We start from the raw sequence: 18,607 nt of genomic DNA, 5'->3' as shown, positions 1-18,607 counted from the left end.
GACCTGATTTCATTGTTAACCAGATAGTTACATTACGCAAAGCTGCGCAACACAAAAGTGTGACCTTTTGCGTAATGAATAATAGGCGGGAATGAAAACAGCAAGATTTGGAGAGTAATAATGAAATGCAGATCAATACGTGAAAAGCACAGGAGCCAATCAAGGCTCCTGTGAGAGATGAGCTTAACGCAGGCCGAGCTGGAAAATCATCGTTTCAGCCTGGCAGCTAAACGTGAAATCGATGTCCAATTTAACGCCGCCGTCTACCTCTTCCAGCGTGCTGGCGATTTCACAAGGTTCAGACTCTACCGCACGCGCTTTTTCCGTCAGGGCGGCCAGTGCCGCTTCCGCCTCAGCACGATCGCCGAAAACGTTGCTATAAGACGCCGTGCAATCCGTGTTATCCATGATTGTGCCGACATCGACACAGCAGCAGGCTGCGGTTTCTTCAGCACTGCATTTGTTGATTACGTTCGTCATGCTACTTTCCTCTTAAGACTTAAGACGCGGGAGATTTGATCCAGTTCAAATATTTTTATCTTCCTTACATTTTACTCCCTCATCCCGAAGCAGTACCAGCACTTCATGCTGACCAGTAATTTTAGTGATATCAATCACATTACGGTGTTATACAGTAGTAAAAATCGAGTAATACCTCTTCACACAAATTAACTAAAACGTTAAGCAGATCTAAATTTCGCATCATTTTGGAAATATTCCCAATACACAAATGCAACATTATCGTATTCCCAACTTATACTTTGGCAACTGGTCTGATTTGTCAGGCTGAGTGCGCCCCCTACAATGCGCGTCCCTTGTTACCCCGTGTAACAACGTTAAATAACAAGCATATAAAGAGGTTTTGGTCATGAACCAGAAAAACCTGTTCAAACAATCCACAATTGCTGTTGCGGTGGCCCTGTTTTCAGCAAATGTGTCCGCAGCTGGTTTCCAGCTAAATGAATACTCATCATCGGGTCTGGGACGTGCGTTTTCTGGTGAAGGTGCGGTAGCCGATAATGCGACCTCAGGTAGCCGTAACCCAGCGACCATGACCCTATTTGACCGCCCGTCTTTCTCCGGTGGTGTCACCTATATCAACCCAGATATCGATGTTCAGGGGAAAAATTCCCTGACCGGGCAAGATACCAGCGCTAAAAACATCGCGCCGCACGCTTGGGTGCCGAACCTGCATTTCATCATGCCGCTGAATGAACAGTGGGCGATTGGTGCTTCCGCCACCACTAACTATGGTCTGGCGACTAAATTTAATGATAACTATGCAGCAGGTTCTATCGGCGGTGAAACCGACCTGTTGACGTCAAACCTGAACCTAAGCGCCGCATATCGCCTGAACCAACATTTCAGTTTTGGTTTAGGGGTTAACGCGGTTTATGCCGATGCCAAATTTATTCGGCGCGCTGGTGAACTGGCTAATGTTCCTGCTGGTGCAGGTGGCGCTCAGGGTGCTGTTGCTGGTCCATCTTCAGAGATGGCTCGTCTGGAAGGTAAAGAATGGGGATACGGCTGGAACGCCGGGATTCTGTATGAAGTGGATGAAAATAACCGCTTCGGCCTGACCTATCGTTCCAAAGTCGATATCGATTTCAATGGCGATTACAGTAACCAACGGTCCGCTGGACCTGGTGCCCTCAATGGTGCAACCATTCCCGGTAAGCTGACACTCAATCTGCCAGAAATGTGGGAAGCGTCCGCCTACCACCGTGTTGCACCGAAATGGGCGGTTCACTACAGCCTAACTTACACCAGTTGGAGCCATTTCCAGGAACTGAAAGCGACAGGTAACACTGGCAACACGCTGTTCCAGAAAGAGGAAGGCTTCCGTGATGCCTACCGTCTCGCACTCGGCACCACCTACTATCATGACGATAACTGGACGTTCCGTAGTGGTATCGCGTTTGATGACAGCCCGATACCAGCCGACAGACGTTCTATCTCTATCCCCGATCAGGATCGTTTCTGGCTGAGCGCAGGCACCACTTACGCCTTCAATAAAGATGCGTCAGTGGATGTCGGTGTGTCTTACATGCACGGTAAGCAAGTCGATATCAGCGAACCGCTCTCTGATAGAGCTGGTTCTCCAAGTTACAACTTCAGTTCTAAAGGTAAGGCCTGGCTATACGGCGTGAACTTTAACTACGCGTTCTAAATAAAGAATGGCGTTCTAAATAAAGAATGGCGTTCTAAATAAAGAATGGCGTTCTAAATAACGTATGAGTTTATAAATAAAGCACACGTTCTCATTGCTAGCAGTCACGACGTGATAAAGCAGGTAAGGCGACTTACCTGCTTTTTATTGCTCATCACAAGGCATTTGTCTCTTTCTTACTGGCGCAGTGATTAGCTAATGATAAACACCGCACGCCAATCGTCATGCCAGATCAGTCGTTCAACAGACGCCCGCCATCCACGACGATTTCACTACCGATGGTCCATCGGGACTCATCTGAAGCCAGGTACAACACCGCCTTGGCAATCTCCTCCGCCGTACCGAAACGGCCTGAAGGGATGCTTTTGACAATCTCCTCATTGACTTGTTTGCGATAACTGTCGGGAATACCAAGTTTGTCATATAGCGGGGTATCGATTGGCCCAGGGCTAACCGCGTTGATGCGAATACCACGCGCCATCAGTTCGCTCGACAGCGTCTTTGACAGGCTAAGGAAAGCCGCTTTGGTCGCAGAATAAACCGAGGAGCGGCTCGATCCTACGTGCGCACTAATCGACGTATTGAGCACGACTGAAGCAGGGTTGGCGAACACGGGCAGCAGCGACTGGAGCAGGAAATACGGCCCCTTGACGTTAATGTCGAAGGAGCGATCAAACATGTCCTCTGTCCATTCTTCGATCGATTGCCAAACGGAAACACCAGCGTTAAGGAAAACGACGTCAACCTTTCCATAATGGGCCTCCACGGCCTGAGCCAATTCCTTTTGTGCGCTCACGCTGGCCGAATCGGCGCGCAGTACCAACACTTCTCTACCAAGCTCGGCTTTTGCCGCTGCAATAGAGTCGGGATTGACCCCGGTAACGATGACACGAGCCCCTTCAGCGAGAAATTGCTTTGCGGTTTCCAGTCCAATACCGGTGGTGCCGCCGGTGATAAGGGTACGTTTATTGTGTAAGCGAGACATAAGGAACTCCTGATAATCATAGCGGGATGCAGCAATGTGCTGCCTGAGACAGCGCTAATCATACGTATATGTAGAAAAAATGATAAGATTCTACTTTTGCATATATTTCATTCCAAAATCGCATGAATCTAGGAGTCTTCACGTGGATCGTTTTCTGCTCATGACCTGTTTTAAACGGACTGTCGAAACAGGCAGTTTCTCTGCAGCAGCACGCGACCTGAATATGGGGCAACCCAACGTCAGTCGATACGTTGCCGCTTTAGAAGAACATCTGGGCGTCAGATTACTTCAGCGGACAACGCGCCAACTTGTACTGACGCCCGAAGGTGAGCGGTACTACGCGGATGTCAGCCGAATTCTCGATGCGGTTGCAGAATCCGAATCGTCCTTGAGCAATGAGACTGAACCCACGGGACTCCTGCGAGTGGCCTGCCCGACTGCAATGGCTCATGCTTTCCTTATGCCACACATACCCGCTTTTCTGGCACGCTATCCCGGCTTATCGCTGGATTTGCAGCTTAGCGATCGTTTCGTCGATCTGGTGGAAGAAGGAACAGAGTTGGCGATCCGAATAGGTCATCCCAACGATAGCGCACTACGCGCCCGCCGGATTGGTCTTTTTACACGCGTGTATGTCGCCTCGGTAGACTATCTGAGTCGTCGCGGCATACCGCAAACGCCGGAAGATCTGCGCGATCATGACTGCATTCTGTACTCGCTGTTAAACACGGGTAATACATGGGCATTTCGAGATACCGAAATCAACGTTTCGGGGCGATTCCGAGTCAACTCACCTCAGGCCGTACAGGAAGCCGTCATCGCTGGCCTTGGTATCGCAAGCGGACCAAAGTGGTTATACGAGGATGGATTAAAGAGCGGCAAGCTGTGTCAGATACTGTGCGACTACGAAGCACCGCCGGCGCCCATACAGTTTCTCTATGTCGCTAATCGCCTGCTACCGAAGCGAGCCATTGTATTCATGGACTTCATTGCTGAAGCGTTTTCCAGGATCCCAGGGCTCAACACTGGCTATCACTACCGCTAGTGCGCATTGGGCTTGAAGGCACAAAAAAGGCCGCTTGCACGGCCTTATATCGTAACTTCCAACTAACCCCGATTACTCTGGCTTAACCTCAATGTAGTCAAGGCCCAGCGTGCTGCTGGTGTAGCTGCGGATTTTATTGGTCATTTCAATATTACCGTCCAGCTTCTGACCATAAGATGGAACGATCTCTTTCAGCTTGCCCTGCCATTCTGGCGTCGCGATTTTATCTTTAAACACTTTTTCCAGCAGGCTCAGCATAATCGGCGCTGCGGTAGACGCGCCCGGAGAGGCACCCAGCAGCGCGGCAATCGAGCCATCTTGTGAACTAACAATCTCGGTACCCAACTTCAGCACGCCACCTTTATCATCATCCTTCTTGATAACCTGAACGCGCTGGCCGGCGATCGTCAGTCTCCAGTCTTCTTTCTTGGCGTTCGGAAAGTATTCCTGCAGCGCGGCGAAACGATCGTCGTCATCCATCATGACCTGACCAACCAGATACTTCACCAGATCGAAGTTATCCAGACCGACGTGCGTCATCGGCATCACGTTGGAAAATGTCACGGAACCGATCAGATCCCACAGCGAACCGTTTTTCAGGAACTTGCTGGAGAATGTAGCAAACGGCCCGAACAGCAGCACTGGCTTACCATCAAAAATACGGGTATCCAGATGAGGAACGGACATCGGTGGCGCACCGACGGAAGCTTTACCGTAAACTTTTGCCATGTGGCGCTTCACGATTTCCGGGTTTTCTGTCAGCAGGAATTCACCACCAACCGGGAAGCCACCGTACAGGTCGGCCTCAGGAATGCCGGATTTCTGCAACAGTTGCAGCGCCGCCCCACCCGCACCGATAAAGACAAATTTCGCCTTAATCACGCTTTCTTTCTCGCCGTTCTTCAGATCGGCGTAAACCACGCTCCAGGTGTTGTCCGCATTGCGTTTGATATCACGCACTTCGGAATTCAGGTGCAGCGCAAAGTTGGGTTTGGTTTTCATCGCACCAACCAGTTGACGCGTGATTTCACCGTAGTTCACGTCGGTACCGATAGGCATACGAGTCGCCGCAATCTTCTGAGCCGGATCGCGACCTTCCATCACCAACGGCGCCCATTCTTTGATCGTATTGGGATCGTCAGAGAATTCCATGCCACGGTACAGCGTGCTGTGCTGCATCGCATCATAACGATGCTTCAGGAAAGCCGTGTTCTCGTCACCCCAGACGAAGCTGATGTGCGGCACACTGTTAATGAAAGAGTGCGGATTGTTCAGTACGCCGTTTTTCACCTGATAGGACCAGAACTGGCGTGAGACTTCAAAGGCTTCGGTAATTTCCAGCGCTTTGCTGATATTGATTGGGCCGTCGGGATTATCCGGCGTGTAGTTGAGTTCCATGAAAGCCGAGTGACCCGTACCGGCATTATTCCAGCCGTTCGAGCTCTCTTCCGCCACATTATCCATCCGCTCAACCATATCGATAGACCAGTCTGGTTGCAGTTCCTGTAAATACACGCCCAGCGTAGAGCTCATAATGCCCCCGCCGATCAGTACCACATCCGTTGTCTTCGCTGTCGTTTCAGCCTCTTCAGCCATCGCTAGTGGGGCGCTAACCACCACGCTGAGGCAGAAGAACATAGCAAGTAGTTTTTTCATGCTTATATCTCTATTTTTATCAGTGCAGGTAAATAGAATTCTGGGCATTCATTAACACACGAACACGCTATCATCCGTAAAAGGCATCATTCTTATGACCTTTTTGTTAATCACCTTGCTAACAAAAAAATCAGCGTGCAGACACATTTCAACCAGGATGGGCAGCGGTAGCGGTTAACGACGTAGCATTATTGTTATCTGACGAAAGGAAATAAATTTTAGTAAGTAAATAAATGGACAACAAAGTAATAACTTTTAAGAAACAAACCACAGAATCATCATGGTAAAAGTAAGTTTAGCAGTGTTTTATAAAAGCAAAGTTTTATAAAAGCAAAAGGCACCCGCAGGTGCCTGTGAAATGAGCGATGTGACGCGACACTATTTCGCTGAATCGATCTCGTCGAGCGAGTCTTCAATCGCTGCCGCATTCGGGTTCTTCTGCGGGGTGAGTTTTCCATCACTGGCAAGGAAATCATGCCGCTGGAAGTAGGCCTCACGCACCATCAGATAAGGATCGGAAGAGTTACGCAGCAGACCATCGGAATCCAATAGCTGTGCTCGTGTTTCTATCCCTTCGATAGCCCATTTGCCTGCGGACATCCAGAACGTCAGATAGCTCAGCATCGGATACAACGTATCTACGACGCCACCGCCGTCTTCACGAGGTGTCACACTACCGTAGCCTGGCACCACCACATAAGGCCCGTAGCCCACGTCATAATGGCCTAATGTGCTACCAAAGCGGCGAGACTCTTCTTTCGCCAGTTTCGGGTTCGCCATTGAGGCCACGTCAATCAGGCCGCCCATCCCGAGCAAGGTATTCAGGAAGAAGCGGTTAAAGTGAATCATCGCTTTATACGGCTTGCCTTCAACGAAGTAGTTCACCATCGTTGCAGGTTCTTCCAGGTTGCTGAAGAAGTTCCCCAGTCCGTTACGCGCGGGCGTCGGTACATAATCGCGCCAGGCCACAGCCGCAGGACGCACCAGATAAGGATCCAGAACGTCATAGTTAAAGCTGAACATGGTACGGTTAAAGCCTTCAAGCGGATCAGAACGTCCTTCTTGAACTCGATCCCCGGAACTGGCGCAGCCGATCAGTAACACGCTGGCAAACACCACCCCACTCAGGCGGTAATTCATATCTGTTCTCCCTGATTTATAGTGTGCTATACCCGCGACCGAAAATGGGTATTCCCAGTATCAGCACCAGCCTATCAGGCTGAGCGACAAGGACGGGATATCGGCCAACAGTGTAACATTTTATCGCTCCATCGCTACGTTGGCTTACGCATTACTGCATTTTCAGAGGTTTGCCATTTTTCTTATGGGGACAACACGCGGCATCGCTGCGACACGCGCTCCAGCGTGGGCGACAGTACGGTATTCCCGTGTTCCCCTCACAGCTTAGCATCGCCAGCCTAAATCAGTGAGTCATGCAACGCCCCATGTTGTAAAAACTGGCTACGGTTATCGGCAGGGGGGCGGTGCTCGCCCCTCAACGTCAGTACCGTTAGCAAGGCACCAACCGGCCCACTCGTCGAGAGAATCGCTATGAACCCACCTCCAGAATCCAGACAAATCCTCAACGATATGAGTCATTCATCCCACGGCAAACGCCAAAAGACGCATGAGAATGATGTAGAAAAACACTAGTAGAAACGCTGATTGCCGACACTTTGAGCAAACGCGCCGTTAAGCGCTTATTCTCAGAGCAAAAATGCGTATAATGGCTCCGCTTCATGTCCCCGTAGTTAAACGGATATAACAAGCCCCTCCTAAGGGCTAGTTACTGGTTCGATTCCAGTCGGGGACACCATCACCTTGTCTACGAACGTCTACTAACCCCCACTTTAACCAGTAAATTCATTAAGTTAAATTACTCACATCGTCTACTACCTTCTACTAAGATATTTCAATATCCAGCTTGTTTTGTTGGTATTTATGTTGGTATGGTAAGTTCGATAATGCAGATACCATCACTGCAGGAGGTTTTCAATGGCACTTACTGAGATTAAAGTCAGAAACACAAAACCTACTGAAAAACCCGTCAAGCTGACAGACGGAAACGGTATGCACCTCCTGATTCAGCCTAACGGGTCTAAATACTGGCGTCTGCAATACCGCTTTTCCGGTAAACAAAAAATGCTGGCCTTGGGTGTCTATCCAGAGGTGTCATTATCTGAAGCTCGTCGTAGAAGGGATGAAGCAAGACAACTCATTGCCAACAACATTGACCCTGGTGAAAAGAGAAAAGCGGGAAAAATAGAAGAGAAAGGGTTGCTCACTTTTGAAACCGTCGCCCGGAATTGGCATTCAAGTAACAGAACATGGTCTGTCAGCCACAGGACAACAGTCCTAAACAGCTTAATTTCACACTTGTTTCCTGTGATAGGCAAACGGAACATCACTGAACTCAAAACCCGCGATTTACTACTTCCACTAAAAAAAGCCGAGGCAGCAGGACACCTTGAACTTGCAGCTCGACTGCAACAAAGAATTACCGCAATCATGCGATATTCTGTCCACAATGCATTGATCGACCAAAATCCTGCCTATGATCTTGCTGGTGCTGTTACCACAGCCAAGAGCAATCATCGCCCTGCACTTCCTCTAGAACAACTACCAGACCTTCTTAAACGGATTAAAGCTTATAAAGGCAAAGGCATCACTCAAATTGCAGTTCAACTGACTTTGCTGACTTTCATACGTTCAAGCGAGCTGAGATTTGCTCGTTGGTCAGAAGTGAATTTAAACAATTCGTTATGGACGATCCCTGGCGAACGGCAAGAGCTGATAGGGGTAAAGTATTCTGGTAGAGGCTCTAAAATGAAATCGCCTCACCTAGTGCCATTGAGTCAACAGGCCAAGACTCAACTTCAAGAACTTCAGAAAATCAGTGGTGAGAAAGAACTCATGTTTATCGGCTTTAGTCGAGACGATAAACCGATAAGTGAGAACACCATAAACAAAGCGCTTCGCGCTATGGGTTATGACACAAAAACTGACGTTTGTGGGCATGGTTTTAGAACAATGGCTTGTAGCGCATTAATCGAATCAGGGTTATGGTCGAGAGATGCCGTAGAGCACCAGATGAGCCATCAGGAACGAAACTCGGTTCGAGCCGCATACATACATAAGGCCGAGCATCTTGAAGAAAGGAGACTCATGTTGCAATGGTGGGCTGATTATCTTGATAGCTGTAAAAAGGAAGCTGTTACTCCGTTTGAGTTCGCACATAAAATTAAATATGATTGACGAAAATGCATAAGAATTATGAAAAAATCAGCTACAAAAAATCAAATTGAACAGTCCTCACCATAATAATTATTTAGCGTGCTAATTTTTTAAATTGCAACAATAAGCGTATGTATTCTGATTGGGATAAAGTAACAAACTTAGCAACTTAGTAACTTAGTAACTTAGTAACTTAGTAACTTAGTAACTTAGTAACTTAGTAACTTAGTAACTTAGTAACTTAGTAACTTAGTAACTTAGTAACCAAAGTATATTGCAAATCTCTGAAAGACCTTGAAAGTTAAGCATTACACAAACTGTTAAACCACGTCACAAGATTAATTTTCTTGGGGCGGTAGCGTGCCTAATCCAAATTACACTGAAAATCATTCGAAGGTTTAAATATGGCAAATTTTTTGTTTGATATTGCAAACAACCATAAGCTAAAAACCATACTTGGAAATTATGGTAAAAATACGGGAAAAGGAAACTTTGGAAAAATAAAAGCACTTAAATCACTTGACGAAGAAGTCAAAGTGTTAAATGAAAAAAATGTTAAAAGCTTTGCCTCGGCATGCTATAAAAATGTTTCCATGCGCAATTTGTTAAATCTTAGCGGATTTAACAGAAAAGATTACTTAGATTTAACTAAAGAAAAAGAACTATCTGAAAGTTTCAATTTATTTTGCTTTTTAGCATTTGCGAAAGATAATTCTAATCGGTTAATAGAATTTGTTTCACTTAAAGAGCAATTAGAAAATGATATTTTAAAAAATAATTATGATGATGCTTACAATATACTTAGGGAAATAGAACATTGTTTCGGAAGAAGCATATGGTCCTTAGATGCAAGCATGACTATCGATTCTTTATCAAACAAACAAATCTCACAAGAGACCTACTCTATAGATCAAAGTTCTCAACTAAGTTTGATAACAGGCTATCTCTATAACAAACACACTTCTCATAGCGCTTTATCTTTTAAGCAAAAATCTAAAATAAATATTGTTGATAACATAAGAAATCAGCCATGGAGAAAAAACTATGCAGATTTTTTGTCCATTCTTTTATTTCCATACTTCATGGATAATGAAAGAGAATTTTCCAACATTATAAAATACACACACAAACTTTATCCGGTTGATAAATACATCTTCATCAAAAAAGCTGTTTCAGAATTGGTTTCTTATAATTTGTCAAATAATATTGAGACAAATTCATATGTTAAAGAATTTATAATTGAAATGGCAGCGTTGAATATTGATCATTCGTGGTCAATGATGAGAGATCTATTTACACATAATTTATCTACTAATATTCAACCTGAAATTGAGCATATAATAGAAGAGTATACAGAGGGGAATTATGAATCAGTAATTTCACAATGTAATGCGTATTTAGGAAAAGCACCCAGAAGTTTAATTCTAACAGACTTACTTGCACGATCTATAATTTTCTCCCAAAGGCACAAAACATTCTTAGATAAAATAAACAATAGGGATATTATTGAAGTTCTTGTATCGAATTTAATCAAGGCCTACCTATATACAGATCAATATTCTTCAGCTATTGAATACGCCGAAGACTTGTATTTTAAATTATCTTGCTTTGATTTTGTAAATACAATTCTACAACCATTTTATATTTCTTATCCCTATCAAAACAATGCAAAGCTTGAATACTCTATTTATCATTTAATAAGTAATGGATTTAGTATCACTCCAAAATTCATTCGTACTTTAAAAAATAATAAACTCATCGATACCAATGCTTTTGTGAATCAACCAAGATTAACTCAGTCAAGGGAACTTAGAGAAAAACTGCTCTATGAAGCAGATAAAGGAGTAATGTCAGAATCGATCACGAATATACTCTCAGACTTGAAAAATGAAAGGGACATTACTACTCCAGATTATCATTTTTATGAGTATATCTCTTTAGCCAAAGTCAAAAACTATGATTCACTTATACAACGCGTAATAGAAAAAGGCATGAGTAAAAGTTCCGATCTAATTTTATTCCCTATGACTGAAATCGCAAAAAAAATTGATGATGACATAGATTGTGTTTCAAACCTCATAAAAGCTGCTATATTTTCACATCTGTTTCAACAATATTACGATAAATCTTTCAGAGACGTAACATCCTTTTATGTAGATGACTATCTTCGTAATCTAAATCTTTCCAAACCCAGCGATCTAGTTTCGGAAGGTCGTGGATTAAGTAAAGATGAATTGTTTTTATTAATCCATGTATGTGATGAGCCTGTTCTTAGTGGCTTAGAAAATATTTCGGATACAGTTATAATGCTGACAGAAAGATTGAAAATCATAGATCTTTTGTCTGAAAAGGACAATCAAAAATTATTAACTCAAAAGCAAATAGACAAACTATCAAAAGAAGAAGTTGATATTTATCAAAAATTATTAGTAAGCAGGCTAACTAATCATCATGCTCAAAATAAAATTCATATCGATTTCGATGGCATTCTTGAATTAAGAGATGACTATTACAGCTCTGCTTTTGAAATGATTAAAAAAATACAATCCGATGATGTTTCAATATATCTAGATTATTATTTATCCTCTTCAGAAGGCGATGATTTTTTATTAGAAGATAAACTAACCCCTCATGAATCTGCTAAAGCAAAACATTATTATTATAGTATAATATATTCTAATATCATAAATGACTTTATAATGAATAACGAGTTTGGGTTAGTTCGATACCTCAGTTCAGAAATAAGACACGGTGTTTTACCAAATCATATAAGAAGTGTATTCGAAGCTGATAACTTAGTAACCTCAAAGATATCAAATGATATTGCGAAAGCTTCTTATGAGATACCTCATTTTTGGTTAAATGAAATAAATAATTTAAGCTATGATGAAAAATATAAAGTTGCAGATTATTTAACTGAATTTTCATCATTGATTGATACAGAAATACAAACCACAAATAATATCATTAGGCCTCTAACAATTCCAGATTTAGGTGAATATAAAGAAGCTGAAACTCCAAACACTGCTTTCTTATTTCAAGTTTCTGAAAAAAGCATAAAGGAGTTTGAGAATTTTCTTGACATTAAAATTCGTGATGTAGGGAAAGCTGGCTCCATAAGTTATGATAATTTTAAATCTATACTTAAAGATTTTATTTGGTTTGTTTTAGAAAAATGCTTTAAATCTGTCCGAGAATTAAGTAATGAAGTCATTAAACCATATTTTTCTACTGCATGTGAAAACTTAATTAACAAATTGGTTACTATCCCGAATATTAACAACGACTCTTTAATCATCGAGAAGATTAAGTTAGCTAAATATAATATCAATGAAAAACTTTCAGATTTTGAAGGATGGTTCAGAAAACCATCGCATGAACTTGATGAAGACATTAATATTAGTGCGATTTTATATGCATCTAAGGAGTATATTGAAGGTATCTACACTCCGCAAAAAATAAATCTGACATTTAAAGGCTACGAAGATATACAGTGGGTAATGCGTAATGATTCATTACTACATCTAACTCGTTCTTTAGTAACGATGTATATGAATTGCCTTAAGCACGGAAAAGATAAAACTGCCACCCCAATTTCTGTTGAAGTTGTGGATGATCATGGATTGAAAACAATTAAAGTATGCAATTTGATTAGTTTCAGTAAAATTAAAGAGCTTATAGATATTGACATTGTAAATAGGGTAAATAAATTCAGCATCAATTTTGATAACAACATGTTAATTGAGGAAGGAGGGACAGGTCTTTATAAAGTATATAAAAATATAATAGATGCCTTCCCCAATGCACGCTTCTATGTCGAACTTGAAAACAATATTTTCCGTCAAGTAATACAATTAAAATGAGGTCCTATGAAAATTATAATAATTGAAGACAATGATTATAAAAATCAAAAGATCGTAGATTTTATTTATTCTGATTTTAAAGACACTCATATTGATAGTTGTAAGTCTTATTCAAGTGCAATAGCTTTATTAAACTCCAACAAATATGATTTCGCGATTATCGACATGAGTTTGCCAACATTTGATAAAGATATTAGGGCTCCATCAAGTGAATTTAGAACTTTCGGAGGAATGGATATTGCGAAGTATATTAAAAGAAAAAAACTCAACTTGAATTTCATTTTTCTTACACAGTATATATCTTTCGCTGTTGATGATAAAAGTTACGACTTTGCAAATTTGGAAAAAATAGCAATGGAAACATATCCCACGAATTTTAAAGGGTGTGTTTTCTATGATAACTCCAGTTTAGAATGGAAGGAAAGGGTTCGCTCTTTAATGGTTCAACCATGAATAGATTGTTAATTGTTGATGATGATGAAACCCGTTTAAAAAAAGTCAAAGAACTTTTAATACTAAATCATAACATACCTCCCGAGTTCATTGATTGTGCTGAATGTGTCAATGATGCAAAGACAACTCTTCGAAGAACATTCTATACAATAGTTTTTATTGATGTTGGTTTACCACAATTAAAGAGAGGAGATGTTGACCCTGAAGGAGGGTTCGATATATTAAAAGCTATATTGGCCGGCCGCCTTAAAACACCTGGTAGTATTTTTGGATATACAAGCCTTGAAGAAGGGATTTTAGAAAAAAAAGAAAAATATCAATCTCTTGGATTTGATCTTTTATTTGCCCCTACAAATGATTATTCTTGGCTTGAATCTATAAAAGCAAAAATATTATATCAGTGCTCTGTCTTTAATAATATCGGCGATAAGAACTCAAACATTGTTGTTTTTACCCTACATGGGATAAGAACCTATGGGAAATGGCAAGAAAGGTTTGCTGAGATTTGTAGAAAGGATCAAACCCTTTCCAGTGTAGAATCAATAAGTTATAAGCACACTTCAATTTCCACTTTAAACTTTTTATCCTCAGAAAAAAGGGAAAAGATAGTTGAAGAATTTTTACAACATTTTGAAAATCATCTTAGAAATAATAGAAGCCAACGAATAATATGTATAGCTCATAGCTTTGGCACTTATATTCTAATGAATGCCTTAAAGAAAATTAAAGATCAGTATTTACTGCAAGAATTAGATTTAATTATTCTTTGCGGATCTGTTTTAGATAGGAATTACGATTTCGATTATCTTTGCTTGAATAAAACATTTACGTTAATCAATGAATGTGCTGTCAATGACTACCCATTGGCAATTAATGAGGCCTTTGTCCCCGAGGTTGGTTTAGGTGGTGTAACGGGATTTGATGGTTTTTCCGGCCAAAGGAAAATTAACAGGTTTCATCCTGGTGGACATAGTTCATTCTTTAGGGATGAATTTATGGAAAAGAATTGGCTACCTTTACTTACCGATACAAAAAAAATACCATTAATAAATGATGGTGATTCACAAAGCATTCTGTATAAATTAACACTTAAACTTTGCAAGGTTATTGGGAAAATAAAACGAAAAGCAAATATTAAAAAGGAAAAAAATAAAGCATTGAATCCTGTAAGTTTAGAAAATAATCATAATATGGACTAATTATACTGTTAGTCTTTTAGTAAGTATTCTGAGGCGCTTTAATAGCGCCTCAGTTAAAATTACAATCAAAATACATATCAAATAATGATATGATTTAATTAAAAAAATTAAACCGCAAGTTTCAGTAATATAATCAGAGGGTTTTACGCTAAGCTCAAGTGAACATACTCAGCTTCAGATTTCATTTTAACTAATATAACCATATTAAATAACACTCAAACTGTATTAGCATTTTCTAATAATCAATTGTAATTCAGCAATAGTGTGTTATTAATTGATGTATTAATTAGCTTTACTCTTATCCCACCCCATTGCTTTAATGCCCCCCATTCACCTTTAAATCTCTAAGCAAGGGCTAACTCATCGAAGCTCCGCTTCTCTAAGTTGCCTTGTTTTTCGCTCTTCGGTTGAAAAAGTAAACCCAAGTTAAACCCTTGCAATTGACATACATAGCATTTCGAATAAACTTTATTAAGTATTGTAAAGGAATGACTCACCGTGCAAGAAATATCAATATGCACATTTGAAAAGGAATTTATATGAATAAAAAAACAACCCTATCAGAAATAAAAAAAACCAAACCCATCAGGAAAATCTCATTCCCTAAAACCCCCGTTCAATTACTGCGAATACATTGCATTAGCATCAGATTGAATAAAGAAGAATTAGCGCTTATCAATACCCGACGAGGTGATAAAAGTAAGGGGGAATGGCTTCGCATGGCATCCCTGAATCAACTCCCTCCTGTCGTGCCTGCAATCAACGTCGAGACATGGAAGCTGTTAGGTGAAATTTCCCAGCAATTTAATCGTGTTCTTTCGCATTTAAAAAATAAAAACACAGACAGTGATCTGACAAAAACAGAAATTTTCTATGTGAATAAACTCATTAAAGATCTGCGAATAAATTTACTCAATATCGATAGACAGGGAAAAGGAGTGTCTGATGAAGGGAATGCAAAAAATCAAAAGAGGTAAGGCATTCTCTGGGGTCGTTCTCTATGTATTGAAACCGAGTTCGCATCACAAGCAAGACCCTATCGTCATCGGTGGAAATTTGCTTGGATATAAAGCAACAGACCTTATTGAAGAATTTAATCTGTCAAAACAGCGACGCCCGGACGTTGCTAAACCTGTATGGCACAACTCGCTACGCTTACCCACGGGCGAATCACTCTCACCGACCCAATGGGTGGCGTTCGCTGACGATTACATGACGAGGATTGGGTTTAGTGAGACTCACCTGCGTTGTTACGTTTTGCATGATGACGAAGCCGGCCAACATATACACATTATTGCCAGTCGCATTGATATGAACAGTAGCAAGCTTTATCTCGGCAAGAACGAGAATCTCATCAGCACGCGTATAATCAGTGAACTCGAAATGACTCACCATCTGACAGTGACAAAATCCGCAGCTTCCATAGACCCACAGCAAGCGAAGCGGAAGAGGATCTCTCGCAACGAACAAATGCTTTCCGCAAGAATCAGTAGCCCATCACCTAAACAGGCTCTTCAGGAGATCCTTGATAAAAGTTTGGCTGACAGACCTGAACTTCCCACTTTTATCAAGCGACTCGAAGTTGCAGAAGTCACCTGGACAGCGAATGTCGCCAGCACAGGAAAAATGAACGGGTTCTCGTTCTCATATCGTGATATAGCCTTCAAAGCTTCGCAGCTCGGTAAAAAATATTCTTGGGCGAATCTTCAGAAATGCATAAACTACGAGCCAGACCGCGATAACCCACTTCTATTAAATGCCATGCCAGTTGCTCCTGCTCCTGCTCCTGCTCCTACTCCTACTCCTGCTAAAAAGCTAATCAATGCAACGAAGGGATCACTCACTATTTCTGAGAAAATAGCGTCTCTTTCCTCTTCCATAGCGTTCCCCCCTCCCGTAACTGTTGCACCTGCACCCTCTTTAACGCCCGACATTGTTGCTATTGAAGATAAACGTCAACGCATAATCGATGCTGTCCTCGATTTACAAAATGCCAGGAGCAAGAAAGAAGCAAAGTTCACTCGCTGCAACCCTTGGTTAATTTACATTAACACATTGAAAATGTTTGGTTTTTACTTGATAAATTCTTTCCGAAAATTCAAGAGAGTCCTGACCGTCCACGCATTAACCCCATTCATACGAAAAAGCTTACTGAAAATATGAAAAACCTTAAATAACAGCAGATTAAAACCATTCCAACATTAGCCATTAAATCCTAATGCGCTAATCTATTGATTTTTTCTTGAGAATAATTGATCGGTTTTACAGATCAATATTATACATATAATAGTCAACAGCTATCAACATCGCTACATCGATCGGTACAAGTGATTTTACTTTAGCGAGCTATCCATCGAGAATCGAAACAGGAAATTGCATTATCAAAAAATTCTGTAAACGTAATTTTTACATGGGAAATAAAATGAAAAAATATACATTTGTTGCCATAATACTTTCTTCTTTCATTCTGTCTGGTTGCGATAGTGAACCCTCAGATCAAGATATATTTAATGTTTTAAATACATCTATAGAACACGGCAATTCTGAAATTAAATCTATTAATCCAAATGCTCCCCAAGAAATGCTTAGAACGCTAAATTCTGTTAAGAAAATTGATTGTATAAAAGAATCAGATAAGAGTTATAAATGTAATACCGAAATAGTAATTAACGATAAGAAGAGACTGTAATTTAAATTGTGTATCTGCCTGTTTTTGATATGTTCACTCCAACAACGGAGACAGGCAAACTATGGACGAAAAGAAACTCAAAGCACTCGCTGCTGAACTGGCTAAAGGCCTTAAAACCGAAGCTGACCTGAATGCGTTTTCTCGTATGCTGACAAAGCTTACCGTCGAAACAGCGCTCAATGCTGAGTTAACCGATCACCTCGGGCACGAGAAAAATGCCCCAAAATCAGGCTCTAATACCCGAAACGGTTACTCGTCTAAAACGCTGCTGTGCGACGATGGCGAAATTGAACTGAGTACACCCCGTGATCGTGAAAACACCTTCGAACCTCAGCTCATCAAGAAAAACCAGACGCGTATCACGCAGATGGACAGCCAGATTTTATCCCTGTATGCCAAAGGCATGACCACACGGGAAATCGTCGCCACCTTCAAGGAAATGTACGATGCTGATGTATCACCCACGCTGATATCCAAAGTCACCGATGCGGTTAAAGAGCAGGTTACCGAATGGCAAAACAGGCCGTTGGATGCACTGTATCCCATTGTTTATCTTGATTGTATCGTGGTAAAAGTCCGTCACAGTGGTAGCGTAATTAACAAGGCGTGTTCCTCGCGTTGGGCATCAACACGGAAGGTCAGAAAGAGCTGCTGGGTATGTGGCTAGCTGAGAACGAAGGGGCAAAGTTCTGGTTGAACGTACTGAGGGAGCTTAAAAACCGGGGCCTTCAGGATATCCTGATTGCCTGCGTGGACGGCCTGAAGGGCTTCCCGGATGCGATAAACAGCGTTTATCCTCAGACGCACATCCAGTTGTGCATCATCCATATGGTGCGCAACAGCCTGAAATACGTGTCGTGGAAGGATTACAAAGCCGTCACCAGCGGGCTGAAAACGGTGTATCAGGCTCCGACAGAGGAAGCCGCGCTGATAGCGCTGGATACGTTCGCGGGTATCTGGGACGATAAATATCCGCAAATCAGCAAAAGCTGGCGTGCGCACTGGGAAAATCTCAATACGTTCTTCGGTTATCCGCCTGATATCCGCAAGGCCATCTACACCACGAATGCTATCGAGTCGCTGAACAGCGTTATCCGTGCAGCCACCAAAAAGCGAAAGGTGTTCCCGACAGACGACTCGGTGCGAAAAGTGATTTATCTGGCGATCAAGAATGCTTCAAAGAAATGGAGTATGCCGATCCAAAACTGGCGGCTGGCGATGAGCCGTTTTATAATCGAGTTCGGTGACCGTCTGAGCGATCACCTTTAATAAGGTGGCAGTTACACAGAATTATTTACAGGGTCGATAAGAAC

At 41.9% G+C, this 18,607-nt stretch carries 13 protein-coding genes, 1 tRNA gene and 1 pseudogene; 11 read left to right on the top strand and 4 right to left on the bottom strand.

What is annotated here, in order from left to right; translation table 11 throughout:
* Positions 1–183: 183 nt before the first annotated feature.
* The gene (locus DMB82_RS07170; protein WP_010287787.1) at positions 184–480 is read right to left on the bottom strand and encodes a YfcZ/YiiS family protein; all 297 of its coding nucleotides are present in this window, start codon (positions 478–480) and stop codon (positions 184–186) included.
* 388 nt (positions 481–868) lie between these two features.
* On the opposite strand from DMB82_RS07170, the gene fadL reads away from it, so the two are divergent.
* Positions 869–2,170, top strand: coding sequence for a long-chain fatty acid transporter FadL (gene fadL / locus DMB82_RS07165; RefSeq protein WP_102117690.1), 1,302 nt, complete (start codon positions 869–871; stop codon positions 2,168–2,170).
* Between the two features lie 232 nt (positions 2,171–2,402).
* Here fadL and DMB82_RS07160 read toward each other — a convergent pair whose 3' ends face one another.
* On the bottom strand, positions 2,403–3,155 hold the full coding sequence (locus tag DMB82_RS07160; protein ID WP_116162659.1) for an SDR family oxidoreductase: 753 nt from the start codon (positions 3,153–3,155) through the stop codon (positions 2,403–2,405).
* Between the two features lie 142 nt (positions 3,156–3,297).
* Here DMB82_RS07160 and DMB82_RS07155 point away from each other — a divergent pair, with 142 nt between their 5' ends.
* Positions 3,298–4,200 (top strand): LysR family transcriptional regulator, encoded by a 903-nt coding sequence (locus tag DMB82_RS07155; protein WP_116162661.1) that lies wholly within the window; start codon positions 3,298–3,300, stop codon positions 4,198–4,200.
* A 72-nt stretch (positions 4,201–4,272) separates the two neighbouring features.
* Here DMB82_RS07155 and mqo read toward each other — a convergent pair whose 3' ends face one another.
* A complete protein-coding gene (gene mqo / locus DMB82_RS07150; protein WP_116162663.1) occupies positions 4,273–5,856 on the bottom strand; it encodes a malate dehydrogenase (quinone) in 1,584 nt (527 codons plus the stop codon).
* A 378-nt stretch (positions 5,857–6,234) separates the two neighbouring features.
* The gene (gene mlaA, locus DMB82_RS07145; RefSeq protein WP_116162665.1) at positions 6,235–6,996 is read right to left on the bottom strand and encodes a phospholipid-binding lipoprotein MlaA; all 762 of its coding nucleotides are present in this window, start codon (positions 6,994–6,996) and stop codon (positions 6,235–6,237) included.
* Positions 6,997–7,597: 601 nt separating this feature from the next.
* Here mlaA and DMB82_RS07140 point away from each other — a divergent pair.
* From DMB82_RS07140 to DMB82_RS07100, 9 genes and pseudogenes are all read left to right on the top strand, one after another.
* Positions 7,598–7,672, top strand: a tRNA-Arg gene (locus tag DMB82_RS07140).
* A gap of 179 nt (positions 7,673–7,851) precedes the next feature.
* A complete protein-coding gene (locus DMB82_RS07135; RefSeq protein WP_116162667.1) occupies positions 7,852–9,111 on the top strand; it encodes a tyrosine-type recombinase/integrase in 1,260 nt (419 codons plus the stop codon).
* A 383-nt stretch (positions 9,112–9,494) separates the two neighbouring features.
* Positions 9,495–12,953: a hypothetical protein gene (locus tag DMB82_RS07130; RefSeq protein ID WP_116162669.1), complete on the top strand. Its 3,459-nt coding sequence runs from the start codon at positions 9,495–9,497 to the stop codon at positions 12,951–12,953.
* Positions 12,954–12,959: 6 nt separating this feature from the next.
* On the top strand, positions 12,960–13,406 hold the full coding sequence (locus DMB82_RS07125) for a response regulator (RefSeq protein ID WP_102117682.1): 447 nt from the start codon (positions 12,960–12,962) through the stop codon (positions 13,404–13,406).
* Entirely contained in the window at positions 13,403–14,605 is a 1,203-nt protein-coding gene (locus tag DMB82_RS07120) for a hypothetical protein (protein ID WP_102117681.1), read from the top strand. Before DMB82_RS07125 ends, DMB82_RS07120 begins: the two co-directional genes overlap by 4 nt.
* A gap of 539 nt (positions 14,606–15,144) precedes the next feature.
* Positions 15,145–15,582, top strand: coding sequence for an ATP-binding protein (locus DMB82_RS07115; RefSeq protein WP_208644316.1), 438 nt, complete (start codon positions 15,145–15,147; stop codon positions 15,580–15,582).
* The gene (locus tag DMB82_RS07110) at positions 15,551–16,768 is read left to right on the top strand and encodes a relaxase/mobilization nuclease domain-containing protein (RefSeq protein WP_116162671.1); all 1,218 of its coding nucleotides are present in this window, start codon (positions 15,551–15,553) and stop codon (positions 16,766–16,768) included. The genes DMB82_RS07115 and DMB82_RS07110 overlap by 32 nt, the downstream gene beginning before the upstream one ends.
* Before the next feature lie 259 nt (positions 16,769–17,027).
* Positions 17,028–17,294, top strand: coding sequence for a cell wall-binding protein (locus DMB82_RS07105; RefSeq protein WP_116162673.1), 267 nt, complete (start codon positions 17,028–17,030; stop codon positions 17,292–17,294).
* A gap of 61 nt (positions 17,295–17,355) precedes the next feature.
* Positions 17,356–18,563 (top strand): annotated as a pseudogene (locus DMB82_RS07100) (IS256 family transposase).
* The last annotated feature ends 44 nt before the right edge of the window (positions 18,564–18,607 follow it).

This window comes from Pectobacterium aquaticum (genome assembly GCF_003382565.3).
GTDB classification, from domain to species: domain Bacteria; phylum Pseudomonadota; class Gammaproteobacteria; order Enterobacterales; family Enterobacteriaceae; genus Pectobacterium; species Pectobacterium aquaticum.
This window is presented reverse-complemented; position numbering and strand designations above follow the sequence as displayed.